30 protein-coding genes and 1 tRNA gene are annotated in these 24,079 nt (G+C 63.2%); 21 read left to right on the top strand and 10 right to left on the bottom strand.

The window, feature by feature from the left end:
- The first annotated feature begins 38 nt into the window (after positions 1–38).
- From dxs to M2361_RS21370, 9 genes are all read left to right on the top strand, one after another.
- Positions 39–1,901: a 1-deoxy-D-xylulose-5-phosphate synthase gene (gene dxs, locus M2361_RS21410; protein ID WP_259251690.1), complete on the top strand. Its 1,863-nt coding sequence runs from the start codon at positions 39–41 to the stop codon at positions 1,899–1,901.
- Between the two features lie 186 nt (positions 1,902–2,087).
- Positions 2,088–2,885: a GTP cyclohydrolase FolE2 gene (folE2, locus tag M2361_RS21405; protein WP_259251688.1), complete on the top strand. Its 798-nt coding sequence runs from the start codon at positions 2,088–2,090 to the stop codon at positions 2,883–2,885.
- A 7-nt stretch (positions 2,886–2,892) separates the two neighbouring features.
- A complete protein-coding gene (locus M2361_RS21400) occupies positions 2,893–3,816 on the top strand; it encodes a DUF817 domain-containing protein (RefSeq protein ID WP_259251687.1) in 924 nt (307 codons plus the stop codon).
- 212 nt (positions 3,817–4,028) lie between these two features.
- On the top strand, positions 4,029–4,403 hold the full coding sequence (gene rpsF, locus M2361_RS21395) for a 30S ribosomal protein S6 (protein ID WP_006218306.1): 375 nt from the start codon (positions 4,029–4,031) through the stop codon (positions 4,401–4,403).
- Positions 4,404–4,454: 51 nt separating this feature from the next.
- Complete coding sequence (gene priB / locus M2361_RS21390; RefSeq protein WP_050446043.1) at positions 4,455–4,778, top strand: primosomal replication protein N; 324 nt, start codon at positions 4,455–4,457, stop codon at positions 4,776–4,778.
- A gap of 119 nt (positions 4,779–4,897) precedes the next feature.
- Positions 4,898–5,170: a 30S ribosomal protein S18 gene (rpsR, locus tag M2361_RS21385; protein ID WP_006218308.1), complete on the top strand. Its 273-nt coding sequence runs from the start codon at positions 4,898–4,900 to the stop codon at positions 5,168–5,170.
- A 14-nt stretch (positions 5,171–5,184) separates the two neighbouring features.
- Entirely contained in the window at positions 5,185–5,640 is a 456-nt protein-coding gene (rplI, locus tag M2361_RS21380; RefSeq protein WP_100857122.1) for a 50S ribosomal protein L9, read from the top strand.
- A gap of 126 nt (positions 5,641–5,766) precedes the next feature.
- The gene (locus M2361_RS21375; RefSeq protein WP_259251685.1) at positions 5,767–6,606 is read left to right on the top strand and encodes a hypothetical protein; all 840 of its coding nucleotides are present in this window, start codon (positions 5,767–5,769) and stop codon (positions 6,604–6,606) included.
- Positions 6,603–7,985, top strand: coding sequence for a replicative DNA helicase (locus M2361_RS21370; RefSeq protein WP_006218311.1), 1,383 nt, complete (start codon positions 6,603–6,605; stop codon positions 7,983–7,985). The genes M2361_RS21375 and M2361_RS21370 overlap by 4 nt, the downstream gene beginning before the upstream one ends.
- Before the next feature lie 70 nt (positions 7,986–8,055).
- Here the strand turns inward: M2361_RS21370 and M2361_RS21365 are convergent, their stop codons facing one another.
- The 5 genes from M2361_RS21365 to M2361_RS21345 all read right to left on the bottom strand — a co-directional run bounded on the left by M2361_RS21365 (position 8,056) and on the right by M2361_RS21345 (position 11,682).
- Positions 8,056–9,033 carry a bile acid:sodium symporter family protein gene (locus M2361_RS21365; RefSeq protein WP_259251683.1) on the bottom strand — a complete coding sequence of 326 codons (978 nt, stop codon included), beginning with the start codon at positions 9,031–9,033 and terminating at the stop codon, positions 8,056–8,058.
- Between the two features lie 127 nt (positions 9,034–9,160).
- A complete protein-coding gene (gene pdxA / locus M2361_RS21360; protein ID WP_259251682.1) occupies positions 9,161–10,141 on the bottom strand; it encodes a 4-hydroxythreonine-4-phosphate dehydrogenase PdxA in 981 nt (326 codons plus the stop codon).
- On the bottom strand, positions 10,138–10,446 hold the full coding sequence (locus M2361_RS21355; protein WP_259251681.1) for a hypothetical protein: 309 nt from the start codon (positions 10,444–10,446) through the stop codon (positions 10,138–10,140). Before M2361_RS21355 ends, pdxA begins: the two co-directional genes overlap by 4 nt.
- Positions 10,447–10,540: 94 nt before the next feature.
- The gene (locus M2361_RS21350) at positions 10,541–10,999 is read right to left on the bottom strand and encodes an Lrp/AsnC family transcriptional regulator (RefSeq protein ID WP_050446088.1); all 459 of its coding nucleotides are present in this window, start codon (positions 10,997–10,999) and stop codon (positions 10,541–10,543) included.
- 77 nt (positions 11,000–11,076) lie between these two features.
- Positions 11,077–11,682 carry a hypothetical protein gene (locus M2361_RS21345; RefSeq protein ID WP_259251680.1) on the bottom strand — a complete coding sequence of 202 codons (606 nt, stop codon included), beginning with the start codon at positions 11,680–11,682 and terminating at the stop codon, positions 11,077–11,079.
- Positions 11,683–11,874: 192 nt separating this feature from the next.
- Here M2361_RS21345 and M2361_RS21340 point away from each other — a divergent pair, with 192 nt between their 5' ends.
- Together M2361_RS21340 and M2361_RS21335 are read left to right on the top strand one after the other, a co-directional pair.
- A complete protein-coding gene (locus M2361_RS21340) occupies positions 11,875–12,120 on the top strand; it encodes a hypothetical protein (protein WP_050446038.1) in 246 nt (81 codons plus the stop codon).
- A gap of 239 nt (positions 12,121–12,359) precedes the next feature.
- Positions 12,360–12,593: a hypothetical protein gene (locus M2361_RS21335; protein WP_050446087.1), complete on the top strand. Its 234-nt coding sequence runs from the start codon at positions 12,360–12,362 to the stop codon at positions 12,591–12,593.
- A 7-nt stretch (positions 12,594–12,600) separates the two neighbouring features.
- Here M2361_RS21335 and M2361_RS21330 read toward each other — a convergent pair whose 3' ends face one another.
- Both M2361_RS21330 and M2361_RS21325 read right to left on the bottom strand, forming a co-directional pair.
- Positions 12,601–13,167, bottom strand: coding sequence for a DedA family protein (locus tag M2361_RS21330; protein WP_259251679.1), 567 nt, complete (start codon positions 13,165–13,167; stop codon positions 12,601–12,603).
- Positions 13,164–14,603, bottom strand: a complete 1,440-nt coding sequence (locus M2361_RS21325; protein ID WP_259251678.1) for a PLP-dependent aminotransferase family protein — start codon at positions 14,601–14,603, stop codon at positions 13,164–13,166. The genes M2361_RS21330 and M2361_RS21325 overlap by 4 nt, the downstream gene beginning before the upstream one ends.
- A 169-nt stretch (positions 14,604–14,772) precedes the next feature.
- Here M2361_RS21325 and M2361_RS21320 point away from each other — a divergent pair, with 169 nt between their 5' ends.
- The 4 genes from M2361_RS21320 (at position 14,773) to M2361_RS21305 (ending at position 17,461) form a co-directional block, all read left to right on the top strand.
- Positions 14,773–15,150 carry a hypothetical protein gene (locus M2361_RS21320; RefSeq protein ID WP_259251677.1) on the top strand — a complete coding sequence of 126 codons (378 nt, stop codon included), beginning with the start codon at positions 14,773–14,775 and terminating at the stop codon, positions 15,148–15,150.
- A 24-nt stretch (positions 15,151–15,174) separates the two neighbouring features.
- Positions 15,175–15,251, top strand: a tRNA-Met gene (locus M2361_RS21315).
- A 216-nt stretch (positions 15,252–15,467) separates the two neighbouring features.
- Positions 15,468–15,812, top strand: coding sequence for a hypothetical protein (locus M2361_RS21310; protein WP_100857113.1), 345 nt, complete (start codon positions 15,468–15,470; stop codon positions 15,810–15,812).
- Between the two features lie 320 nt (positions 15,813–16,132).
- The gene (locus M2361_RS21305; protein ID WP_259251676.1) at positions 16,133–17,461 is read left to right on the top strand and encodes a TIGR03862 family flavoprotein; all 1,329 of its coding nucleotides are present in this window, start codon (positions 16,133–16,135) and stop codon (positions 17,459–17,461) included.
- A gap of 3 nt (positions 17,462–17,464) precedes the next feature.
- On the opposite strand, the gene M2361_RS21300 is transcribed toward M2361_RS21305, so the two are convergent.
- Both M2361_RS21300 and M2361_RS21295 read right to left on the bottom strand, forming a co-directional pair.
- Positions 17,465–17,872 (bottom strand): hypothetical protein, encoded by a 408-nt coding sequence (locus tag M2361_RS21300; protein WP_259251675.1) that lies wholly within the window; start codon positions 17,870–17,872, stop codon positions 17,465–17,467.
- Positions 17,873–17,934: 62 nt separating this feature from the next.
- Positions 17,935–18,294 (bottom strand): hypothetical protein, encoded by a 360-nt coding sequence (locus M2361_RS21295; protein WP_259251674.1) that lies wholly within the window; start codon positions 18,292–18,294, stop codon positions 17,935–17,937.
- A gap of 164 nt (positions 18,295–18,458) precedes the next feature.
- Here M2361_RS21295 and M2361_RS21290 point away from each other — a divergent pair, with 164 nt between their 5' ends.
- The 5 genes from M2361_RS21290 (at position 18,459) to M2361_RS21270 (ending at position 22,516) form a co-directional block, all read left to right on the top strand.
- The gene (locus M2361_RS21290) at positions 18,459–18,587 is read left to right on the top strand and encodes an entericidin A/B family lipoprotein (RefSeq protein ID WP_100857109.1); all 129 of its coding nucleotides are present in this window, start codon (positions 18,459–18,461) and stop codon (positions 18,585–18,587) included.
- 126 nt (positions 18,588–18,713) lie between these two features.
- On the top strand, positions 18,714–19,145 hold the full coding sequence (locus M2361_RS21285; protein WP_259251673.1) for a BPTD_2524 family lipoprotein: 432 nt from the start codon (positions 18,714–18,716) through the stop codon (positions 19,143–19,145).
- A gap of 3 nt (positions 19,146–19,148) precedes the next feature.
- Entirely contained in the window at positions 19,149–19,559 is a 411-nt protein-coding gene (locus tag M2361_RS21280; RefSeq protein WP_259251672.1) for a hypothetical protein, read from the top strand.
- A gap of 116 nt (positions 19,560–19,675) precedes the next feature.
- Positions 19,676–20,968 carry an aspartate carbamoyltransferase gene (locus tag M2361_RS21275; protein ID WP_046802818.1) on the top strand — a complete coding sequence of 431 codons (1,293 nt, stop codon included), beginning with the start codon at positions 19,676–19,678 and terminating at the stop codon, positions 20,966–20,968.
- Between the two features lie 126 nt (positions 20,969–21,094).
- On the top strand, positions 21,095–22,516 hold the full coding sequence (locus M2361_RS21270) for a diguanylate cyclase (protein WP_259251671.1): 1,422 nt from the start codon (positions 21,095–21,097) through the stop codon (positions 22,514–22,516).
- Positions 22,517–22,771: 255 nt separating this feature from the next.
- Here the strand turns inward: M2361_RS21270 and M2361_RS21265 are convergent, their stop codons facing one another.
- Complete coding sequence (locus M2361_RS21265) at positions 22,772–23,671, bottom strand: recombination-associated protein RdgC (RefSeq protein WP_259251670.1); 900 nt, start codon at positions 23,669–23,671, stop codon at positions 22,772–22,774.
- 151 nt (positions 23,672–23,822) lie between these two features.
- On the opposite strand from M2361_RS21265, the gene M2361_RS21260 reads away from it, so the two are divergent.
- Positions 23,823–24,032 carry a hypothetical protein gene (locus M2361_RS21260; RefSeq protein ID WP_259251669.1) on the top strand — a complete coding sequence of 70 codons (210 nt, stop codon included), beginning with the start codon at positions 23,823–23,825 and terminating at the stop codon, positions 24,030–24,032.
- Positions 24,033–24,079 lie beyond the last annotated feature (47 nt).

Genomic DNA, 24,079 nt, shown 5'->3' with positions numbered 1-24,079 from the left:
GCCTGGGTTCAGGCCGGGGCAACGAACCCCATAAAAGCATGACGACTGATTTATTGGACCGCATTCAATCCCCGGCCGACCTCAAGCGCCTGGATCGTCGCGAGCTGAAAAAGCTTGCCGACGAACTGCGCGGCTTTGTGCTGGAGTCGGTATCCAAAACGGGCGGACACCTGTCGTCCAACCTGGGCACGGTCGAGCTGACGCTGGCCCTGCATCAGGTGTTCGACACGCCGCATGACCGCATCGTCTGGGACGTGGGTCACCAGTCCTATCCGCACAAGATCCTGACCGGCCGCCGCGCCGGCATGGCGCAATTGCGGCAGCAGGGCGGTATTTCGGGCTTTCCCAAGCGCAGCGAATCCGAGTACGACGCCTTCGGCACCGCGCATTCGTCCACGTCGATCTCGGCGGCGCTGGGCATGGCGGTGGCCTCGCGCAATGCGGGCGTGCAGCGCCAGCACATCGCCGTCATCGGCGACGGCGCCATGTCCGCGGGCATGGCGTTCGAGGCCATGAATAACGCGGGCGTCACGCCCAACATCAACCTGCTGGTCATCCTAAACGACAACGACATGTCGATCTCGCCGCCAGTGGGAGCGCTGAACCGCTACCTGGCGCGCCTGATGTCGGGCCGCTTCTACGCCACCGCCAAGAACGTGGGCCGGGCCGTCTTGCAGCACGTGCCGCCGGTGCTGGAACTGGCGCGCCGGTTTGAAGAACATGCCAAGGGCATGGTCACGCCGGCCACGCTGTTCGAAGAGTTCGGCTTCAACTACGTCGGCCCCATCGATGGGCACGACCTGGACGCGCTGGTGCCCACTCTGCAGAACCTGAAGGCGCTGCAAGGCCTGCAATTCCTGCACGTGGTCACGAAGAAGGGGCAGGGCTACAAGCTGGCCGAGGCCGACCCGGTGCTGTATCACGGCCCGGGCAAGTTCGATCCCGCGGTCGGCATCCAGCAATCCAAGGCGCCGGGCAAGCGCACCTTCACGCAGGTGTTCGGCCAGTGGCTGTGCGACATGGCCGAGCAAGACCCGCACCTGGTCGCCGTCACGCCCGCCATGCGCGAAGGCAGCGGCCTGGTTGAATTCGAAAAGCGCTTTCCGCTTCGTTATTTCGACGTGGGCATCGCTGAGCAGCACGCCGTGACGTTCGCGGCCGGCGTGGCTTGCGAAGGGCAAAAGCCCGTCGTGGCGATCTACTCCACCTTCATGCAGCGCGGCTACGACCAGTTCATCCATGACGTCGCGCTGCAAAACCTGGATGTGACGTTCGCGCTGGACCGCGCCGGCATCGTCGGCGCCGACGGCGCCACCCACGCCGGCAATTACGACATCGCCTTTTTGCGCTGCGTGCCGAACATGGTGGTGGCCACGCCTTCCGACGAAAGCGAAACCCGCCTGCTGCTGTCGACCTGTTATCAGCACCCCGGCCCGGCCTCGGTGCGCTATCCGCGTGGCGCAGGCTGTGGTGCCCCGGAAGGCACGAGCTTGGACACGGTGGAACTGGGCCGAGGCGTGGTGCGGCGCGAAGGCAAGAAGATCGCCATCCTGGGTTTTGGCACCCTGGTGCAAGCGGCGCTTGTCGCGGCGGGCAAGCTGGACGCCACCGTGGCCGACATGCGGTTCGTCAAGCCGATCGACCTTGATCTGATTCTGGACCTGGCGCGCCGCCATGAGGCGCTGGTCACGATTGAAGACGCCTCGATCATGGGCGGCGCCGGCAGCGCAGTGCTTGAAGCGCTGAGCGCCGCGGGCGTGCAGATTCCGGTGCTGCAACTGGGTCTGCCGGACGTCTTCATCGACCATGGCGACCAGTCGGCCCTGCTGGCGGGTGTCGGCCTGGATGCCGCCGGCATCGAGCAGTCGATCCGCAACCGCTACGCCGATCTGCTGGCTTGAAGCTGGCGCGGCATCCGGTCGGGGGCGGCGCCCTCGTCCGGGTTTGCAACACACTGTTCCGCTCCAACCGACCTACGGAGAGAAGGGTTTTCCCTGGCGGTCGCGGGGCTTTGGGCGATAATGGCCCCCTCTCAAAGTTTCCTAGGCCGTGCGCGAGCGACTGGTTGCCTAGACAGGTAAGCTGAAATGAATTCTCCGATCGACCCCGCCATCGTGATGCCCGACGTCCAAAGTTCGGCGGACACCCGGCACATCCCGATCCAGCGCGTGGGCATTCGTGGCGTGCGCCACCCCATGCTGATTGAAAGCGGTGATGGTTCGCCCCAGGGCACCGTCGCCAACTGGACGCTGACCGTGGCGCTGCCGCCCGAAGAAAAAGGGACGCATATGTCCCGCTTCGTGGCGCTGCTGGAAAAGTATCGCAGCACGCCCATGACGCCGGCACTGTTCCGCGCCATGGCGGCCGACATGCTGCCCTTGCTGCATGCCGAGCGCGGCGACATCACCGCGGCGTTCCCGTACTTCATCAACAAGTCGGCTCCCATTTCCGGCGTGCAAAGCCTGCTGGACTACGAAGTTCAGTGGATCGCGCGCGCTCAGGGCGACGGCGTTGAATTCGAGCTTGTCGTTCAGGTGCCGGTGACCAGCCTGTGCCCGTGTTCGAAGGCCATCTCGGAATACGGCGCGCATAACCAGCGTTCGCACGTGACCGTGTCGGCCATCCTGAACGGCGACATCAGCATGGACGGCGTCATCCGCCTGATCGAAGAAGAAGGTTCGTGCGAACTGTGGGGCCTGCTCAAGCGCCCCGACGAAAAGTACGTGACCGAACGCGCCTACGACAACCCCAAGTTCGTCGAAGACCTGGTGCGTGACGTGGCGGCTCGCCTGACCGCGCACCCCGGCATCGCCCGCTACCGCGTCGAAGCCGAAAACTTCGAATCCATCCACAACCACTCGGCCTACGCCGTCGTGGAAGGCTGAGCTTCCCGTGCACCATCCGGCGGCCAATGACTGGCCGCTTATCGCGGGGCTGCAAGCCTGGGAATCGCGGCTGGCCAATAACTTGGCCGGCCGCGGTCGTTTGGGCGTGGCGCTCTATGAGTTCTTCCGCTTTGGCGTCAAGCAAGCCTGGGCCTGCCTGTTCGGCGGGTTGATGTGCGCGCTGCTGCTGGGCACGCACTGGTGGTATCCCAAGGACGCGCTGCTGGCGCGCTACGACTTCCTGACGATCGCCGCGCTGGGCATCCAGGCCTTGCTGCTGGCCTTGCGCATGGAGACCTGGAGCGAGGCCCGCGTGATCCTGATGTTCCATGTGGTCGGCACCGGCATGGAAATCTTCAAGACGGCCGCGGGGTCGTGGATCTATCCCGAGGCCAGCGTGCTCCGCATCGGCGGGGTGCCGCTGTTTACCGGCTTCATGTATGCGGCGGTGGGCAGCTACCTGGCGCGGGTGTGGCGGCTGTTCGACTTCCGGTTTCGCGCTCATCCCCCCATGGTCGCCACGGTGGCCTTGTCGGTGCTGATCTACGTGAACTTCTTCGCGCACCACTTCATCATGGACTTCCGGTGGGTGCTGTTCGCACTGACGGCCGTGCTGTTCGCGCGCACCTGGGTGTATTTCCGCATATGGCGCGTCTACCGTCGCATGCCCTTGCTGCTGGGCTTCGTGCTGGTGGCCTTGTTCATCTGGTTCGCCGAAAACATCGGCACCTTCGCCAACGCCTGGCGCTATCCCAACCAGTCGCACGCCTGGCAATGGGTCTCCATCGCCAAGCTCGGGTCATGGTTTCTCTTGATGATCATCAGCTATGTGATGGTCAGCGTGGTCAACCGGCCGCGTGAAATCGATGTTGCCGATCTGCCGCAAACGGTTGATACGGGCGGCGGAAAAGCTCCGTCCCTGATTTCCTGACGCCCCAGTCGCTTGCGAAGCGATGCTCAATCGGTAATAATCGAGGGCTTTCTTGCTCGACCGCCCATGGTTTTTGGGTAGCGGGCTGCCCCTTGCGGGCTAGTTGTCTTTTGCGTGTGCGGCTGAATTGTAGCCATGCATGCAACCACCCATGATGGAAAGCGCGGGTGCAAGACGCTTGGCCAGCAAGACATCCTCAAGGAGTTTTACTCATGCGTCACTACGAAGTAGTGTTTATTGTTCACCCCGACCAAAGCGAGCAAGTGCCCGCCATGGTCGAGCGTTACCAAGCGCTGGTCACGGGCCAAGGCGGCTCGGTTCACCGCCTGGAAGACTGGGGTCGCCGTCAACTGGCCTACCCGATCCAGAAGCTCGTCAAGGCTCACTACGTTTGCCTGAACATCGAGTGCGGCCAAGCCACGCTGGATGAGCTGGAACACTCGTTCCGCTACAACGACGCCGTTCTGCGCCACCTGGTCATCAAGACCAAGAAGGCCCAGACCACGCCCTCGATCATGATGAAGTCGGTTGAGCGCGAAGAAGCCCGTAAGGCTTCGGCTGAAGCTGTCGCGGTTCAGCCCGAGTAAGCAGGGCTCACGCAGAGCTCAACTCATGAAGTCCCCTCGGTGCCTGGCAGGATGAATAAGCTGGAACTCAGCGCCCGCGTTCTTGAATGCGAGCCTTTGCGCCACACTCCCGCCGGTTTGCCCGCACTGGAAATGGTGCTGGCACACGAGTCTGAAGTCATCGAAGCCGGCCACCCGCGCCGTGTTGAATTGACGATCACGGCCGTGGCATTGGGCGATCTGGCGTTGCTGTTGAAAAACACCGCGTTAGGGTCTGAATTGCTGGTGCAGGGGTTTTTGGCTCCCGTCCGCAAAGACTCGGTGAAGATCAAGCTGCATCTGCAGCAGGCACGCAAGATCAGCGGTAGCGCAGGACGCGATCCGCAGGTGGCTTGAAAGGGTTGAGCAAGAGGTGCGAGAGCGCCTTCTGAATACGGATAGGTTATGGGGTGCTGGGCCCGGTTTTTAAAAAACCCCGGGTAAAACCCGCCCCCTCAAACATAGAGGCACATATCATGGCTTTCTTCGGAAAACGCAAAGAAAAACGCAAATTCACGCAGCAGAACCCGCTCTTCAAGCGTCGTAAGTTCTGCCGCTTTACCGCAGCCGGCGTCGAAGAGATCGACTACAAGGATCTGGACACCCTGCGCGACTTCGTGCAAGAAAACGGCAAGATCATCCCGGCTCGCTTGACCGGCACCAAGGCAATCTACCAGCGTCAGCTGGACACCGCCATCAAGCGCGCGCGCTTCCTGGCTCTGTTGCCTTACACCGACAACCACAACTAATCCGGGGCACTGAAATGCAAGTTATTCTGCTCGAAAAAGTCCTCAACCTGGGCAACCTGGGTGAAGTCGTCCGCGTGCGTGACGGTTACGCCCGCAACTTCCTGATTCCCCAGCGCAAGGCCCGTCGTGCTACCGACGCCGCCCTGAAGGAATTCGAAGCGCGTCGCGCCGAACTGGAAAAGGCCCAGGCTGAAAAGCTGGCCGCCGCCCAGGCTCTGGGTGAGCGCATCGCCGGCTTCCAACTGAAGATCGCTCAGAAGGCCGGCGTTGACGGTCGTCTGTTCGGCTCGGTGACCAATGCCGACATCGCTGAAGCGCTGAAGAAGGCTGGTTTCGAAGGCGTTGAAAAGGGCCAAGTGCGCCTGCCCAACGGTCAACTGAAGTCGGTTGGCGAGTTCCCCATCCAGGTTGCTCTGCACGCTGACGTTGTTGTTGACGTCACGGTCCTGGTCGAAGGCGAACTGTCCTAAGCCGGTACCCGCGGTAAAAAGAAGCCGGCCCGCGCGCCGGCTTTTTTTCTTGTTGTCTGGTCGTTTTATGCTTGCTGCCTTGTCGGCCACGCCTAAGACGCCACCTTGCTTCGCACAGAGGACCCCTTGACTCAGCCGCCCGTCCATCGCAATGCGCCGCCCGGCCTGCGCGCCTGGCTCGACAGTGTCGACGCCCAGCGTGAACCTTCGGTGCGCGACGTGAGGATCGACGGCGTGCGCTGCATCGTCAAGCGCCGACGTCCTGGCTTTGGCCGTGGCGTCAGTTACGCACTGCGCTATGTGCGCGCGCTTTTTCTTGGCGTGGGATGCAAGGTGTTCCTGGGCGAGTTTCCGCGTCCCGGCGTGCTGTTGCGCAATGGCCTGACGCACGAGGCCCAGCGCCTGTCCACCTTGCTGGAAGCGGGTTGCCGCGTGCCCGAGGTGTGGTGGCAGGAGCAGGGCCTGCTGGTGCTGGAATACGTGGGCGACGACCTGGCTGACCTGATTCGCAAGGAAGACGCCACCTCGCAGCTTTGGTTGACGCGCGCGGCCGCCGCTGATCTGGCGGCCTTTCACGTGCGCGGTATGTGGCATGGCGGCGCACAGATCCGCAATGTCACCTTGCGTGATGGCGAGCTGTGGCGCATCGATTTCGAAGAGAACATCGGTGCGACCCTGTCCCGGCCGCTGGCGCAGGCCTACGACCTTTTCCAGATGTTGTCCTCGCTGGTGTCTTTGCGTAAATTGCCCAACGATGTGGCCGTCACGCTGGGTAAACTGGCGCTCGATGTCTACCTGGAAAACAACCCTGACACTGCGGTCAGGGCGAGCATGAAGCGCCTGGCCCGTGTGCTTTGTGGCGTTGCAGCGCCTTTGCGTCCCCTGTTGCGGCGCCTTCCTTCGCGCGATATCCAGGGTTTTTTCCGCGTTGCCGATATTTTGCAGCCGTTACTATTGAAGCCATGAACACACCTGCCGATCCCCAGCTTGAATACCTGCGCGTTCCTCCCCATTCCATCGAGGCGGAGCAGTCGGTGCTGGGCGGCCTGTTGCTGGACAACACCGCGTGGGACCGTATTGCCGACGTGCTGGTCGAAGAAGACTTCTACCGCCACGACCATCGGCTGATCTGGCACCACATCGCCCGCCTGATCGGCTTGGCGCGGCCCGCCGACGTCATCACCGTCAATGAATCGCTGATCAGCGCCGGCAAGGCCGAAGACTCGGGCGGCTTGGCGTATTTGAACGCGCTGGCGCACAACACCCCGTCGGCCGCCAACATTCGCCGCTACGCGGAAATCGTGCGCGAGCGCGCCATGCTGCGCAAGCTGGTGTCGATTGCCGATGAGATCTCGTCGGCCGCCCTGAACCCGCAAGGCAAGGAAGCGCGCCAACTGCTGGATGAAGCAGAATCCAAGGTCTTCAAGATCGCCCAGGAAGGCTCGCGCGGCGCCGCCGGTTTCCAAGAGATTCAACCGCTGTTGACCCAGGTGGTTGAACGTATCGACGAGCTCTACCACCGCGAAGGTAGTTCCGATGTCACCGGTGTGCCCACCGGCTTTACCGACCTGGACAAGATGACGTCCGGCATGCAGGGCGGCGACCTGATCATCGTGGCCGGCCGCCCGTCCATGGGCAAGACCTCGTTCTCGATGAACATCGGCGAACACGTGGCGATTGAGCAGGGCCTGCCCGTGGCGGTGTTCTCCATGGAAATGGGCGCGGTGCAGTTGGCGATGCGTATGTTGGGCTCGGTCGGCTTGCTGGACCAGCATCGCATGCGTACCGGCAAGCTCATCGCCGATGACTGGCCGCGCGTGACGCACGCTGTGCAATTGATGCAGGACGCGCAGGTCTACATCGACGAAACCCCCGCCCTGAGCCCCATGGAAGTGCGTGCGCGCACACGCCGCCTGGCGCGCCAGTGCGGTCAGCTTGGCCTGATCATCATCGACTACCTGCAACTGATGTCGGGCAACGGTTCCGGCGAAAACCGGGCTACCGAAGTGTCGGAAATCAGCCGCTCGCTGAAAGGCCTGGCCAAGGAACTGAACTGCCCGCTGATCGCGCTGTCGCAGTTGAACCGAAGCCTGGAACAACGCCCCAACAAGCGCCCGGTGATGAGCGATCTGCGCGAATCCGGCGCTATCGAACAGGACGCCGACGTGATCCTGTTCATCTACCGCGATGAAGTCTACAACCCGGACTCACCCGACAAGGGCACGGCCGAGATCATCATCGGCAAGCAGCGTAACGGCCCCATCGGCACGGTGCGCCTGACCTTCCAGGGTTCCAGCACGCGCTTCCTGAATTTCTCCGGAGCGCAGCCGCGCGACATGTACTGACCGCTATCGGCATCGCAAAAAAAAACCGCGTCACATCGAATGTGCGCGGTTTTTTTCTGTGCGGCAGGGGTCAGTCCTTGATTTCCGGACGCTTGCCGTAGCGCGCGGCCAGCACGCCGCAGACCATCAACTGGATCTGGTGGAACAGCATCAAGGGCAGCACGATGGCGCCCACGGCGTGGCCGGCGAACAGCACCTGCGCCATCGGAATACCGCTGGCCAGGCTCTTCTTCGAACCGCAGAAAAGCAGGGTGATGCGGTCTTCCACGCTGAAGCCGAAGACCTTGCCGGCCAAGGCGGACAAGCCCAACGCAAGCGCCAGGATGACCGCGCAGCACACCACCAGGCCGACCAGCGCGGGGACGGGCGTGGTGCTCCAGAGGCCTTCGTTGATGGCTTCGGAAAAGGCGGTGTAGACGACCAGCAGGATCGAACCCTGGTCCACGAACTTCAGCATGGCCTTGTGCTTGTGGACCCAGGCGCCGATCCAGCGGCGGGCGAACTGGCCCAGCACGAAGGGCAGCAGCAGTTGCAGCATGATCTTGCCAACCGCATCGAACGAAATCGGCGCGCTGCCGGCGTTGGCCACGACCGTGCCCACCAGCAGCGGGGTCAGAAAAATGCCCAGCAGGCTGGAGGCCGACGCGCTGCACACGGCGGCCGGCACGTTGCCGCGCGCCATGGACGTGAAGGCAATGGCCGATTGCACCGTGGCGGGCAGGCAGCACAGGAACAGGATGCCCAGGTACAGCTCGGGCGTGACCAGCGGTTCCAGCACGGGCTTGAGCGCCAGGCCCAGCAAGGGAAACATCAGGAACGTGGCTGAGAAGATCGTCAGGTGCAGCTTCCAGTGCGTCAGGCCGGCGATGATGGCCTCGCGCGACAGGCGCGCGCCGTGCAGGAAGAACAGCAGGCCCACCGCAATGTTGGTGATCCAGCCGAACACCACCACGCCTTGCCCGTGCGCGGGCACGATGCTGGCGATGATGACGGTGCAAATCAGGTAGAGGGTGAAGCGGTCGGGCAGAAGGCGGACTAGGCGTGACATGGACGAACCAAAGGGCGGGCTGAAAGCGGAAACAACAAGCGGGAACGACAGGCGGGAATGACAGGCAGCGGCGCGATAGTCACGCCGGAAACGGGGCGTATTGTAGTCCCGTGGCGCGCCCGGCGCGCTAGGGCGTCATCAACAGCGCCAGGTCGAACGCGGCGACCAGCGAAGCGTGGTCGGCCACGCCCCGGCCGGCGATGTCAAAGGCGGTGCCGTGGTCCACGCTGGTGCGCACGAAAGGCAGGCCCACCGTGACATTCACGCCGTGGTCCAGCCCCAGGTACTTCACGGGAATCAGGCCCTGGTCGTGGTACTGGGCCACGACGATATCGAATTCGCCACGGCGGGCGCGCATGAAGATGGTATCGCCGGGCCAGGGGCCGCTGGCGTCGATGCCTTCGGCACGTGCGCGGGCGATGGCAGGCTCGATGATGTCGATGTCTTCACGGCCAAACTTGCCACCTTCACCGGCGTGGGGGTTCAGGCCCGCCACGGCCACGCGCGGGGCGGCGATACCCATTTGCCGGCAGGCCCGGTCGGCCAGCCGCATGGCGGTCAGCTCGGCGTCGGGCGTGATGCGCGCGATCACGTCCGCCAAGGCCACGTGTATGGTCACCAGCAGCACACGCAATTCGTCGTTGGCCAGCATCATGGCGAAGTCCTGCGTGGCGGAGCGGTCGGCCAGGATCTCGGTGTGGCCGGGATAGTTGATGCCGGCCTCGTGCATGGACTTCTTGTTCAGCGGCGCGGTAACGATGGCGCGGATACGGCCGGCCTGCGCGTCGTCGATGGCGGCGCACACATAGTCATAGGCCGCGCGTCCGGCGGCGGCGCTGATCTGCCCCAACGGCAACGCGTCGGGCAGGGCAGGGCTACAGGCGATGACATGAATACGCCCCGCATCGGGGCTGGCCTGGGTGACGTCGCGGATTTCCACGACGTCCAGGCGTGCGCCCAGTTGGGCAGCGGCGCGGCGCAGCGCGCCTGCATCGCCGTACACCACACAGGGTGCGTTCAGGCCTTGCGCAATCGCCTTGACGACGATTTCAGGGCCGATGCCGGCGGCATCGCCCATGGTGATGCCCACGGGCAATGACGCGTTCACGATGCCTTGTCCTTAGGCGGTTCGATAACGCCGCATTCGAATGTGACCGTGGCGCGCTTGGAGCCCAGCCCCGTTGCGTGGTTGGACGTCACTTCCGGCTTTTGCAGCTTGCGGCCGATCTCTTGGCAATACTGGTCGGCCCGTTGCAGCGTCTGATTTTTCAGTTCGACCCACGTCAGCAATTGCGTGCCCGAACTGTAGGTGACGCTGTAGGTGTCTTTACCGACGGACGTGACCTCGCTCATGCTGGAGCAGGCGGAGAGCAGGGTCAGCAAAACGGCGGCGGGTGCAAGGCGTGCAAACATGGGTTATCCAGAAATCGCGATATCCGTCATTACAACACCATGTCGGTCCACCAGAAAAGACGTCGGGATGGCACGTGCCGCCCAGAGGCAGGCCTCAGGGGGCAGCCACCGCACTGCGCCGGTCTACCTTGCGGCTCAACACGATCGAGGTCTGCGTCTGCTTGACCCCGTCGATCAGCCCGATGCGGTCCAGCAGGTCGTCCAGTTGCTCGTGGGTTTCGCAGCGCAGGAAGATCAGGTAGTCATACGGCCCGCTTACCGATGACACCTCTTCCACTTCCGGCATGCGTTCCAGTTCGCGGATGACGGCGGCAGGCGTCTTGGGCAGCACGCTGATGAAGCAATACGCCCGTACCGCGGCCTCTTCCAGGCGGCGCCCCAGGCGCACGCCATAGCCCGACACAATGTGTTCGCGTTCCAGCCGCGCGATGCGCGCGACAACGGTCGTGCGCGCCAGGCCCAGCTTGCGCGCCAGGATGGCCGCGGGCTCGCGCGCGTTGGCCGAAAGCAGGCTCAGCAATTGCCGGTCGATGTCGTCGAGTCGTTCGTTCATGCAAAGGGCGTGCGGCGAGTAGCGGAGTGGCGACGGTACAGGCGTGAACCCGCCCGCGTCAATGCAATGCGGGCGGGCTAACCGTCTGATTCGGGCGGAATGCCACCGTGATAGATACGCCCATCGAACTCGAAGCGCGTGATGGTCTTGTGCGCGGCCTCGAAGATGCGGTCACGGCTGGCGCCGTCCAGCCCGTCGTGGTCAGCGAAGCGGAAGCGGCATAGGTCGATGTCGCTGTCGTAGAACACCGAATTCACAAAGCGGCTGACGTCGGCCTCATGCGCGAAGTGCGCAAATTCCCGCAACTGTTCCATTTCGTGGAAGGCGCCGTTGCGGCTGACCAGCAGCATGCCGAATTTGCGTTCTTCGTCGGCCACCAGTTCCGGCGCGGCGGGTGCGCTGACCGACAAGGCGTCTTCGTAGTCGAAGCGGGCGCCGGCGTCATGCATGGCATCCAGCACCGCTTGCCATTGGCGTTCGTCCAGCGTCAGGCGGGCCATCATGTAGAACAGGCGTTGCCGGCCCAGTGTGCGCGGTTCGGGGCCGCCGACATAACTTGGCCAGGGCGTTGCGGCGTCCAATCCGGCCAGCTCGGCCATGCGCGCATCGCTGAAACCCAGTTTGTCCTGCAGGCGCTGCAGGGACTGGGCGTCTGGGGGTGCATAGTTCTGGATCGTCTTCATAAGCGCTCCGGTGTCCCCGGATGCCGCGGATGGCGCCGGTGGCGTGCGCCGCGGTGCCCCAGCGGCTACGCTTCATGCTAGCGCGGCGCATGGCGCTTGCCTAGCGCCAGCAAGGCAGGGCGGGCTGGCGCAGGGGCGCGCGGGCGCCATGCTAGGATTTGCGCCGATCACCACTGCCAGGAGGCTTTCGCCATGGATATCCAAGAACAAATTGCCGTTATCGTCCACACCATTTCGCATCAGGGCGGCCGCATCGATGCGCTGAATTCGACCCTGTTGTCGATGCTGCATCTGGTCAAGGCTTCGCCGGGCCTGCGTGAAGCGATCGAGGCGCAGTTGGAACAGAACTATTCCAGCCTGTTGGCGCGTTCGGAAAACCCGCAGTACGTGGCGGGCTTCGAAAGCGTGCGCGACATGATCATTGCCGCCCTGAAGTAAAGCGCTGCGCGGTCGCCGCGCATCAGAAAGTTACCCACAGCTTCTGTGGACAAGCCTTGGGATAGTGCGGGCATAGATCCGCATTTTCCTTTAATTACAAGGGCTTGGGGATGGCGGTCAAAGGTGGCTCCTTTTGCGCGTTTCAGACACGCAATTGTGTAATCTCCACAAGCGCGCCAAGCCGGGTAATATGCGGCCCCATGCGGAATCAGTATCGATTGGAACACCCGGGCACCGTCATGTTGGCGCGTGTTTCGGAAGCGGCAAAGCTGGCGGCGTTCGACCCCGGCAAACTCTCGCCCCAAGCGCGTGAGAGCTGGGAGCGCATGGGGCATGGCTTCAAGGCGTGGCACGACTTCGACCAGCGCCACCCCATCCTGCGCCGCCTGGCGCTGCTGCCTCTTGTGGGCGGGTGGTACCGCAAGGCACGGCGGCGCCATGTGCTGCGCGCCAGCGGCCGAATCGTCTGTTGATGGCGGCTTAGCGTTGCCGTCGTCGGGCAACAAGGTGATAGGCCAGCCCGATCACCAGGCCGATCGCCGCGGCAACGGCCAGCTTGGTTTCCACGCCGTGCAGGCGGCCAAGCAAGCTCTCGATGGTTTGGCCAAACGCATAACCCACCACGCTGAAGCACAGCGCCCAAATGACGGCGGCGATGGCGTTGAGCACTAGAAAGCGCAACGGTGGCACGCGCGACATTCCTAACGCCACGGGCCCCACGGTGCGCAGGCCGTAAAGGAATCGCAGGCTGAGGATGAAGCCATGCGGATAGCGGTCAATGGCGGCCAGCGCTTTTTCAAATGCCGGTTTTTCGCGGATGCGCCGCACGAAGCGGTGGTCGCGATAGCGCCGGCCCAGAAAGAACAGCAGTTGGTCGGCCATGAAGGAGCCGGCGAAGGCGCACAGCATTACATACGGCAGGTGCAGAAGATGCTGGTGCGCCAGAAAGCCCGCGAATACCACCACGCTTTCGCCTTCCAGAAAGGTGCCGGCCAGCACCGCCCACAGGCCGTAATCAACGATGAATTGATGCAGGGACGTGCTCATTGCGCGCGGTCGCCCACGATGCGCGCCAGGGTCAACAAGGCTCGCGAGATGTCTGGCGTGGTGCGCTGGCCGCAACTGATGCGCAGGAAATGGTTGTAGCGCGTGCCGTTCGAGAACATGGCGCCGGGGGCAACGCGTATGCCTTGCCGCAACGCCGCTTCAAACACATCCATGCCCGAACGGCCACCGGGCATTTCCACCCAAAGCAGCATGCCGCCTTGCGGCACGCTCAAGCGCGTACCCTGCGGAAAGTGCGCGGCGATGGCCTCGGCCGTCTGGTCGCGCTGCTGCTTCAAGTGCCTGCGCAAGCGCGTCAGGTGGCGGTCGTAGGCGCGTGACCCCATGTACTCGGCCACGGCGATCTGCGCCAAAGGTTCATTGGGCCGGCTTTGCGCGAATTTCAGCATGGCGATGCGCGCTTTCCAGCGCCCGCCCAACAGCCAGCCCAAGCGCATGCCCGGGGCCAGCGTCTTGTGCATGGACGAGCAATAGATAACGTTGCCGGTTGCATCCCAGGACTTGGCCGCGACCAAGGGCGTGTCGTCATCGGTCAGCGCGCCGTAGGTGTCGTCTTCGATCAGCGGCACCTGCTGACGCTCGCACAGCGCCACCAGCCGGGCCTTTTCGGCATCCGGCATGACGCAACCCAGCGGATTCTGGAAGTTGGGCACGACGACCACGGCGCGAATATTGCCGTGCGTCTGGAAGGCCAGGTCCAGCGCCTCGATCGACAAGCCATGTTGCGGGCTGGTCGGAATTTCGAGTGCGCGCATGCCCAGGCTTTCCAGAATCTGCAGCAGCCCGAAGTAGGTGGGTGACTCGACGGCGATGGTGTCTCCCGGCCGGGCCACCGCGCGCAGGGCCAGGTTCAGGGCTTCGATGCAGCCGTGCGTGACGATGACGTCATCCGGCGTGGTGTTGATGCCATTGGTCAGCGCGCGCCGCGCCAGCACCGACCGCAAATCGGGATGCCCCTGCGGCGGAACCGGGCTGACCAGCACGTGGGGCGACGAGCGCAGCGCGCGCGTCATCGCCTGCTTCAGCGCCTCCATTGGATAAGCCTCGGGCACCGCGGCCGCCAGCGCGAAGTTGGCGCTGACGGGGTGGGCTTCGCACTTGGCGATGAAGTCCGAGACACGGTCATGGATGCCGACGTACTGCGCGGCGCCCAGCGTTTGGCGGATGTCGGGCTCGTTGACCGGGGGAATGCTGTTTCGTCGGGCCTGCAAGACGAAGTAGCCCGACCGTGGCCGGGCTTCGATCAAGCCGTCGTCTTCCAATTGGCGGCAGGCTTGCAGCGCCGTGGATAGGCTGACATGGTGCGTGCGCACCAGCGTACGCACGGAAGGCATGCGCTGGGCGGGCGCCAGAACGCCTGTCTGGATGGCGCGCCGATAGTGGTTCGCCAGGCGGAGGTACAGCGGTTGTGGGTCCATGCGCCGATCATGCTCCCCAGGCTTGGAATGAAGGAAGGCACAGATGGACGAAAAGTACACCATAACAGCCACAAAATCGAGCATCTGCATCGGTACAGAAAGGGCGGGATTGTGGCTGTTGCGCAAAGCAGCGCCCGCGTAGCCTGTCAGTGTCCGATTGGAGATCATCATGCAAGCCGATATGTACCCCGAAGGTCCGTCCCGCCGCCTGGATATCGCGCCCGGCGCATCCCGAGTCTTTGCCCTGCGCGCCGGTGCAACCCTAATCTGCGTGGCGGGCAGCGTGCGCCTGGAAGAACCCGCCGCCGGCGCGGAAGCCACGGGCCGCCTGCCTTTGCCGGTCGCGGTGCGGATGAATGCCGGCGAAGCGCACGCAGTCGTTGACGGGGGCGTGGTGCGCATCACGGCCATCGACGCCGCCGACGTCATTTGCCTGGATGTTCCGGACCCAATTAGCCGCATTTTGAGGGCGGTCACGAAAATATTTCGCCTGAAAGTGCCTAAATCTTCGAATAAAGGGCTGGGTGCGCTGCACAAGATTTCATAATGGTGTATGATTCATCACATCAGACGCGGGGTGGAGCAGTCTGGCAGCTCGTCGGGCTCATAACCCGAAGGTCGTAGGTTCAAATCCTGCCCCCGCAACCAGTTTCAAGAAAAAGCCGCGATTTTTATCGCGGCTTTTTTGCGTCTGGCTTGTCCTTTTTGGATTTCCCTTCGGGTTTCCCTTTTTTCGTCCGGACTTGCCCTGGGTCAACCCAATCTTCCAGTCCGGAGTTTCCCGGATGTTCCTGCCTGCACAGCGCCGCAACCCTGAGCTACCATGGGCCACGCGCGCTAGGTTGCCGCACAGGAGGAGGGTCCATGGGTACAGCAAAATACGATCATCCCGGCTTTGTCGCCGACACCGGCGCTGAAGGCAAGTACCACGTAGGCATCTGGTGCCCGCACGGCTACCCCGCCCACATCCATATCGGCCGGCCCGCGGAACGCGGTGATCCCCAGGCACTGCTGCGCTTGCGCATTCCCGACGGCGTCTTTCAATCCCTGCCCGACGATCCCGAAACCCTGTGCCGCCGCGCGCTGGGGCAAGCCATGGGCGCGGGCTTGCTGCGTTCCGTGGGGGTGGACGGCGAGTACCAAGAGCTGCGTTTCGAAATGGACGCGGAGCCGTGGTCGGGACCCATGCAGGCGGCAGGCAACGCCTGAAATCGGAAGTTAGGGCCGGAAGTTACCCACAGCGACTGTGGACAAGCCTTGGGATAGGCTCTGCGCATGTCGGAATTATCCTTGCATAACAAAGGCTTGGCGCCTGCGGTCAATCATTGGCCGGCGCCAGGCCTTTTTCTTGTCGATGGGTAGGTCTGGTGGGGGCGTTGAGCGCCCTGTTCGCAGGGCCCGTGCGACAATTCTTCCCCGCTGCGCGCGGCATGTTTTTTTTGCCGCTTCTCGCCGCTCTTGATCAAACCGTGTGCCCTCATGCCTTGTCCCCTACCCAAATCTCTTCCCGTTCTGACGGGCCTGGTGCAATGACCGCCCCGACGTCGCGCAATGCTCTTTGCGTTGCCGTCATCGGCGGCGGCCCGGCCGGCCTGATGGCGGCGGAACGATTGGCCGCTGAAGGCTTGCAGGTTGACGTGTTCGACGCCATGCCCTCGGTCGGACGCAAATTCCTGATGGCGGGTCGGGGCGGGCTGAACCTGACACATAGCGAAGCCGCGGCGCCGTTCCTGGCGCGCTATGGCGAGCGGGCCGCGCAGCTTGCCCCTTGGTTGCAAGCGATGGATGCGACGGCGCTGCGGGATTGGGCGCACCAGTTGGGCATCGACACGTTCGTGGGGTCTTCGGGGCGTGTCTTTCCTCAGGAAATGAAAGCCGCGCCCTTGCTGCGCGCCTGGTTGGCAAGATTGCGCGCCAGCGGTGTCCGGTTTCACATGCGGCACCGGTGGCTGGGCTGGCCGCAAGGGGGCGCGGTTGAGCCGGCGGCGCTGCGCTTCGAGACGCCGGAAGGCATGATCACGAAGGAGGCGGATGCCGTGGTACTGGCCTTGGGGGGAGGAAGCTGGGCCAAGCTGGGGTCGGACGGCGCATGGGTGACCGGGTTGCAGGCGCACGGTATCGAGGTAGCGCCGCTACGGCCCGCCAATTGCGGCTTCGACGTCGCGTGGTCGCCGCATTTTTCCGAGCGTTACGCGGGCCAGCCGGTGAAGTCGGTGGCCATGTCCTGCGCCGGCGAAACCAGCGACGCGCGGCCCAGCGGCGCGCGGCCCAGCGACGCGCGGTCTAGCGGCGTGCGGCCTCGCCAAGGCGAATTCGTGGTGTCGGAAACGGGCATCGAGGGCAGTCTGGTGTATGCCTTGTCGGCGGCCTTGCGCGACCGGATCGACGCGGAAGGCCGCGCGGTGGCGATGCTGGACCTGGCGCCGGACTGGACGCAAGACAAGGTCATGGCAGCCGTCACGCATCCTCGTGGCGCGCGCTCCATGTCCAGCCATTTGCAAAGCCGAATGGGGCTGACGGGGGTCAAGGCGGGGCTGCTGCGCGAATGCGCATCGGCCGAAGATTTCAAGGACCCGGCGCGATTGGCCTTGCGAATCAAGGCTTTGCCCGTGACGCTGTTGCGCGCGCGTCCGATGGACGAAGCCATCAGCACGGCGGGGGGCGTGTCATTCAGCGCGGTGACGGATGCGCTGATGTTGCAATCGGCCCCCGGCGTGTTCTGCGCCGGCGAGATGCTGGATTGGGAGGCGCCTACCGGCGGCTACCTGTTGACAGCCTGTATGGCCAGCGGTGTGGTGGTTGCCAAAGGCGTGCTGGATTATTTGAATGGCCCGCGCGAAGGTTCGCCTCGGCAGTAACGTTCAGGACCCGGACGGGTAGGGCGCCATGCCCAGCGGCGGGCGCGGCGCAAGGTCACCCACCACATGGCCCACCACGGGGGTGGCGCCATCTTCCGGCTGAGTGATGATGCCGATCACGCGGGTGATGGCGCTGGCGGGAATGCCGGTGCCGTGCGCGGGATCTTGCACCAGTTGCCAAACGATGGCGTCGGCGGGGCCGGCGTCCGTCAGCGTGGCGGAGGAAGAATCCAGGCAACCGCGGGCAAAGGAAGACCAATCAGAGGCGCTGCAAGGCAAGCCGTGTGCCGTGGCCAAGCGCGCCAGGGCCAGAGGTGCATCCGCCTGGCCCGCGGCATGCTGGGCGGCCGCGCCCAGCGTAACGTCCAGGGACAGCAAGCGGAGAAACTCTACGACGTTGTCTGAATTCATTGCGGGTCTCCTAAGAGCTGGTCTGGATTTCAATCGGCCTTCAATCGCGTGACAAAAGCGGGTCAACCGGGGCTTTGGCCCAGCATCGACACAAGCGATTGCTTGAGGCGGGCAGAAAAGATAGGCACCGTATGGGACACGCCATTGCGGTCTACGCCTTCTTTCAGTTCAACCGTCTGGCCCAGGAAAATCTCGGGCGCGGCGTTGATCTCGTTATAGCGGGCAAGCAACTCGTCCACCTGCTCTTGGGCGTCAACCAGCGTGCTGCTGTCTGCAAGCCTGCCGGCGGCATGGGCTTGCAGGATTCGGTGCAAATCATCGATAAACAGCGCCAATGCCGCTTGGCCGCGGCATCGCGGCTGTTCCCAGCCCCAGCCTTCAACGGCGGCGCCAGCGTTGTGTGATACGGGTTTTCGGTTCATTTGCGAATCCTAATCCATTGGCGGCAAATACGCGACAACCCAGGCGGGCTGGGGATGTCACGGCCGAGTAAGGGCGGTTACGGGGTTTGTGTTCCGGGTGGTGCGCAATCGGGATTCTTTGCGGTATGCTGGCTTCGGTTTTCACGCCCAGACAGGAGATGTATATGAAACACAAGGTTGTTTTCGTCATGCTGCTTTCGATCGCCGCACTTTCGGCGGGCTGCAATACTGTTGCGGGCGCCGGCAAGGATATCCAGCGAGGCGGTGAGAAGATCGAAGGCGCTGCGAAGTAAGGCGGCGCGCCCTGACATTGATCAGGCCGCTTGAGGCCACGCGGGAAATGCCCTGGCATTTCCCGCGTGGCCTTTTTGCGCCGCTGGCATAATCGCAGAAGTCCGAATTTCAATGCGGGAAGAATCATGCGCAAGTCAGTATGGGTGGGTGTAACGCTGGCGGTGGTGTTGGCCGGCTGCGCGAGCAAGGGTGTTTACGAATCCGAGGCCGTGCAGAAAGAGACCTTCAGCGTCGACACCAACTACCAAGCCGCCTTCCGCCGTGGTGGTGAATACGTGCGTACCTGCCACATGAACGTGAAGCATCCCTATGGCGTGGCCTATGCATGGCGCCACGTCTTGGGCGAGAAGGGCGCCCCCGACGAAATCCAGGTGTACAAGGTTGGCGAGCCCGCCACGGTGCTTGAATTGATTTCCGCCGAGGCCGACGGCCCGGCCAAGTCCAAGGTCACGGTGACGGTGCTGGGCGAGGGGCGCTGGGACAAGGCCGAGATCGCCGCGGTGCGTACCTCGATCCAGACCGCGACACCGGCTTGCCGCGCCGCCGACGGCAGCTGATATATGGACCCGCGCGCTCAGCAGATCCGTTCATCGGGGATGTCTTTTTCGCTGCTGGCGGGCGGGTTCCGGTTTCTTGCCTGGCTGAACGGCGGCGCCGCCTTGGTCTTGGTGGCCTTCTCGCTGGGGATCGTGGGCGGCGACATCGCCGCGCCTGACCTGCAATTGCCGCTGGCACTTTTCCTGGTCGGGTTGTTGTCGTCCTGCCTGGGGTTGCTGTTTGCCTATCTGGCACAGGTCAGTTTGTTGCGGCAAGGCTACACGGGCCACCTGACGCGCGGCCATTGGCCCACCCAATTGCTGGCCATGGTTTGCTATCTGTTCAGTGCCCTGGCGTTCTGTGCCGCGTGCTGGTTCGCGCTGGGGCAGGCGGCACCCGAGGCCCAGCAGACGACGTCTTACGCCAGTCGCTAACGGCTGGCAGCGAAGTTCAAGGGTAAACCCTTGTGCGCAAAAGTGTTGGACTTGCACTTGCGCTGGGAATAATATGCGCGGTGCGTATATAAACCCTCTTGCCTTGAGGCTCCGTCATGACCATTTCCCAGCAAGCTTTCCTGCGCGACGCCATGCGCCGCCTGAACCTGACGCGCGACGTGTTCGCTACCCGGATCGGCGTGAAACGTAGAGCGTTGGACACCTGGTTGTTGCCCGAAGGCTCGCAGGAATTCCGCGCCATGCCGGAAGTGGTGCAGCGTTTCGTCAGCGAAATCGTGCAAAACGGGGTGCTGCTGGAAAAATATACGCAAAGCGTACAAGACGGCCCGCTGCGTGAGCGGATCGCGGTGGAAGGCAAGAATCAACTGTTGTCGGTGGATCAGTTCACCCGCGAATCGGTCGAAGACCTGTTCCGCGTTGCCGACATGATGCAACCCATTGCGCGCCGCCAGAAGGTATCGCGCGTGCTGGAAGGCGCCGTGCTGGGCAACCTGTTCTTCGAAGCCAGCACTCGTACGCGAGTCAGCTTCGGGTCGGCGTTCTGCCGCCTGGGCGGCTCGGTGTGCGACACGACGGGCTTCACGTTTTCTTCCATGGCCAAGGGCGAATCCATCTACGACACCAGCCGCGTCATGAGCGGCTATGTGGATGCCATGGTGATCCGCCATCCCGAGCAAGGCTCGGTTGCGGAATTCGCGCGCGCCACCAATATTCCCGTGGTCAACGGCGGCGACGGCCCGGGTGAACACCCCAGCCAGGCACTGCTGGATCTGTACACGATCCTGACCGAGTTCTCGCGCCTGGGTAAGTTGCTGGATGGCGCGCATATCGCCATGGTCGGCGACCTGAAATACGGCCGTACCGTGCACTCGCTGATCAAGCTGATGGCGCTGTACAAGAACGTGAAGTTCTCGCTCGTGTCGCCCAAGGGGCTGGAGATGCCCAGCTACATCATTGAGCAGGCAAGCCGCAACGGCAACATCATCGAACAGAAGACCTCGCTGGCGGAAGGCCTGGCGGGCGCGGACGTGATCTATGCGACGCGCGTGCAGAAAGAGCGCTTCGCCAACGAAGAGAACGAAGGCTACACGCCCGACTTCCAGATCAACCGCGCCATCATCGATGCGTATTGCAGCCCCGAAACCATCGTGATGCACCCGCTGCCGCGCGATAGCCGCCCGGGCGCCAACGACCTCAGCGTGGACCTGAACCACGATCCGCGCCTGGCCATCTTCCGCCAGACCGACAACGGCATCCCCATTCGCATGGCAATCTTCGCGGTGCTGCTGGGCGTTGAAGGCCTGGTGCAGCATTCGCTGCGTGATGTGACCTGGCAACATCCGTCGCACGTCGGCCCGGACGATTCCGTCTTCCACGGCCTGGAATAAGCGGCACTTGCCCTATGAGCGTGGGCCCCGGCAGGGGCCCACTTTCTTTTGGCGCATAATCCGCGCTGGTTTTTCCGTCGCGTGTCGTTCCGAGACACGCGCGGCGTTTTTGGGGCGGATGATCTTATGTCTTCAAGCAAGAGCGCATTGCCGGCGTGGGCAAGCAGCGCCGATCAGGCGTGCTACCTGAGCGCGTCGAACGCGCAAGCCTGGGAAGCGGTCTATCAATCGGTGGACGCTTATACGCGCGGCCAAGTGGCTGCCGTGGTGGGCGACAGCGCCAAGGAACTGGTGGATGCCTTCTATTCCACCTTGCTGGCGGACGCTGAAGCCGGGCCGCGCCTGTCGCATGACATCGTTTCGACGCGGCTGCACAAGGGCATGAAGCACTGGCTTCTTGGTTTGCTTTGCGTGCGTGACCAGGGTGACATTGTGGCCTTGATGGCCACGCAGAAAAAGGTGGGCGAGGTGCACGCCCGCGTCCATATCCCAATTCATCTGGTGATGGCGGGCGCGCGCGTGCTGAAGAATGAAATTGCCGAGCGTCTGCGCGCAAGCGACCTGGACGGCACGGCCGCGTCCATCGCCACGCAGTACGTCTGTAATCTCTTTGACCTGGCCATCGAGCAGATGAGCCGCGCCTTCATGCGCGACATCAATCGCGGCGCGCGCAACGATGAGGCTTACCGACTGTTCGCGCTGGGGCAGAACATTTCCACCGAGCGTGAACGCCAGCGCGCGGCGTTGCTGGAATGGAGCCAGGCGGTGTTGATCGGGCTGCATTACCGCGCACCCGAACAGGCCTTGCCCAGGCTGGCGGCATCGGAGTTCGGCTTGTGGTTGCAGCACAAGGGCGGCGTGCTGTTCGAGAGCGCGCCCGCGTTGGGCCAGATTACCGAGGCGGTCATGCGCTTGGACGACGTGGTGTTGCCAAGCCTGATGATGGACGACCGCGAGCGTCAGCTTTCCTTGCCCGACCAGGTGCGCGAACTGCAGGAATTGGTGGCGCGCATCAAGCATCTGCTCAACGGCTTGTTCGACATGGTGGCCGAGATTGAAAGCGGCAGCGACCCGCTGACCAATGTGCTGAACCGGCGCTTTCTACCGTCGGTGATCGGGCGCGAGATTTCCATCTCCAGCCGGCAGGGCAGCCGCTTTTCGGTGCTGCTGCTGGATATCGACCATTTCAAGGCCATCAACGACGCGCACGGGCATTCGGGTGGTGATCACGTGCTGCGTCAATTTGCCGAAGTGGTGCACCAATCATGCCGGTCCAGCGACTTCGTGTTCCGCTATGGCGGCGAAGAGTTTCTGGTGGTGTTGGTGGATACGGGCCAGGAGGCCGCGCTGGCAGCCGCCCAGAAGTTGGGCGCCGAGATCCGCCGCCACGATTTCACGATCCCGGAGGTTGGCGCCCTGCGCATCACGGCCAGCATCGGCGTGGCCACCTTCGACGGCCATCCCGACTACGCCTATCTGATCGACCGCGCCGACAAGGCCCTGTACCAAGCCAAACTAGCCGGCCGCGACCGCAGCGTGGCCGCCTGACCGAGCGGTACTACACGGTGCCGCAACGACGCGGCACCGACGCGGAACACGACGCGGCACTGATGCCGAAAACGACGTGGCACCGATGGCAAAAAATGCGGCACCGATGCGGACAAATAATGCCGCACCGATGCGGAAAAATAATGCGGCACCGATGCGGAAATGATGGCGAACGTAGGATGGGTGAAGCGCGAGAAGCCTGATGCAAGAAAGCCAGCACCTCAACGCGCGCAACCCATCAATCAACCGACCCCATCAAATCTTTTTCTCGCCCCCCAGCGCATCCACCAACTCGGCCATCATCTTGGCCAGTTCGCCCGTCATCAGCATCATGTCGGAATCGAACTTTTCATCATCGTTGGTGGCTACGCCTTCGTTGCCTTCTTTCAGCACGTCCAGCGGCGACACGCGCTTGACGTCCAGGCCTTCGGTAAGGACAAACGAGATGCGGTCGGCCCACGTCATGGCCAGGCGGGTGCACTGCTTGCCCGACTGGATGTGGCGGCGCACGTCGTCGGCGTCGATGGAATGCTTGACGTAGCGGATGGCCGCGCCGCTTTCGCCGGACGAACGTAGTTCGGTGTCCTGGTCGATGCTGAAGTTCGAGGGGGCCTCGTCTTCAGCCAGCCAGCCCGTCATGGCGGACGCGGGCGACTGCGCCACGTACAGGTTTTCAAGCGGGAACGGATCCACGCACTTGGCCAGCAGGCCGATGACTTCGTCCGCTTTGGCGGATGCGGCAGCGTCGATGACCAGCCAGTGGTTTTGCGGGTCGATCCAGACGCGCGTGTCGCGGTAGACGCTGAAGGCACGCGGCAGCAGTTCGTCGGTGACGCGCTCCTTGATTTCCTTCATTTGCTTGCGGCCCGGCTTGTAGCCTTGCTGCTCTTCGATTTCCTGGGCGCGCGCCTTGGCGACCTGGTTCACGACTGTGCCCGGCAGCAGCTTCTTTTCCGCGCGCAGGCTAAGCAGGATCTGGCCGTTCACGACGTGGGCAAGCCCACCGTTTTCGCGCGGCGGCACCCAGCCCAGGCTTTGCATTTCAAGGTTGTTGCCCGCTTGGTAGGCGTGGCGCGCAAGCGTTTCTTCAAGCTGATCGCCAACGAGAGTCCACGGCGAGGAAAGGCGGTAAATCTTGAGGTTTTTGAACCACATGAGCGTCGGCCAAAAGGGTTGATTCTATACGACGCGGACGGTTTGCCGAAGTGGTGCAATACGCTTGCGACAGGGGACACGTTCTGTCACTGACAGGGGGCGGGCGATGCGTTAACTTCCGCGCACCGACATGGAACCGGAGAGGAAAAACATGAAAATCATTGGCGCGATCCTGATCGTCCTGGGCATTGCAGCGTTGGCCTACAAGGGCTTTGACTACAAATCCGAAGAGACCGTTTTGCAGATCGGTTCGGTCAAGGCCACGGCCGAAACCGAGAAGTCGGTGCCGATCCCGATGTGGGCCGGCATTGCCGCGATTGTGGCCGGCGTGCTGATCATCGGCGTGGGCATGCGCCGCTAAGTCAGACGCACAAAAAAAGCGGCCCGGCTCAATAAAGGCCGGGCCGG

Source organism: Achromobacter sp. JUb104, from assembly GCF_024806975.1.
GTDB classification, from domain to species: Bacteria; Pseudomonadota; Gammaproteobacteria; order Burkholderiales; family Burkholderiaceae_B; genus Achromobacter; species Achromobacter spanius.
Note: the sequence above shows the minus strand (reverse complement) of the source record. Positions and strands in the feature narration are given on the sequence as shown.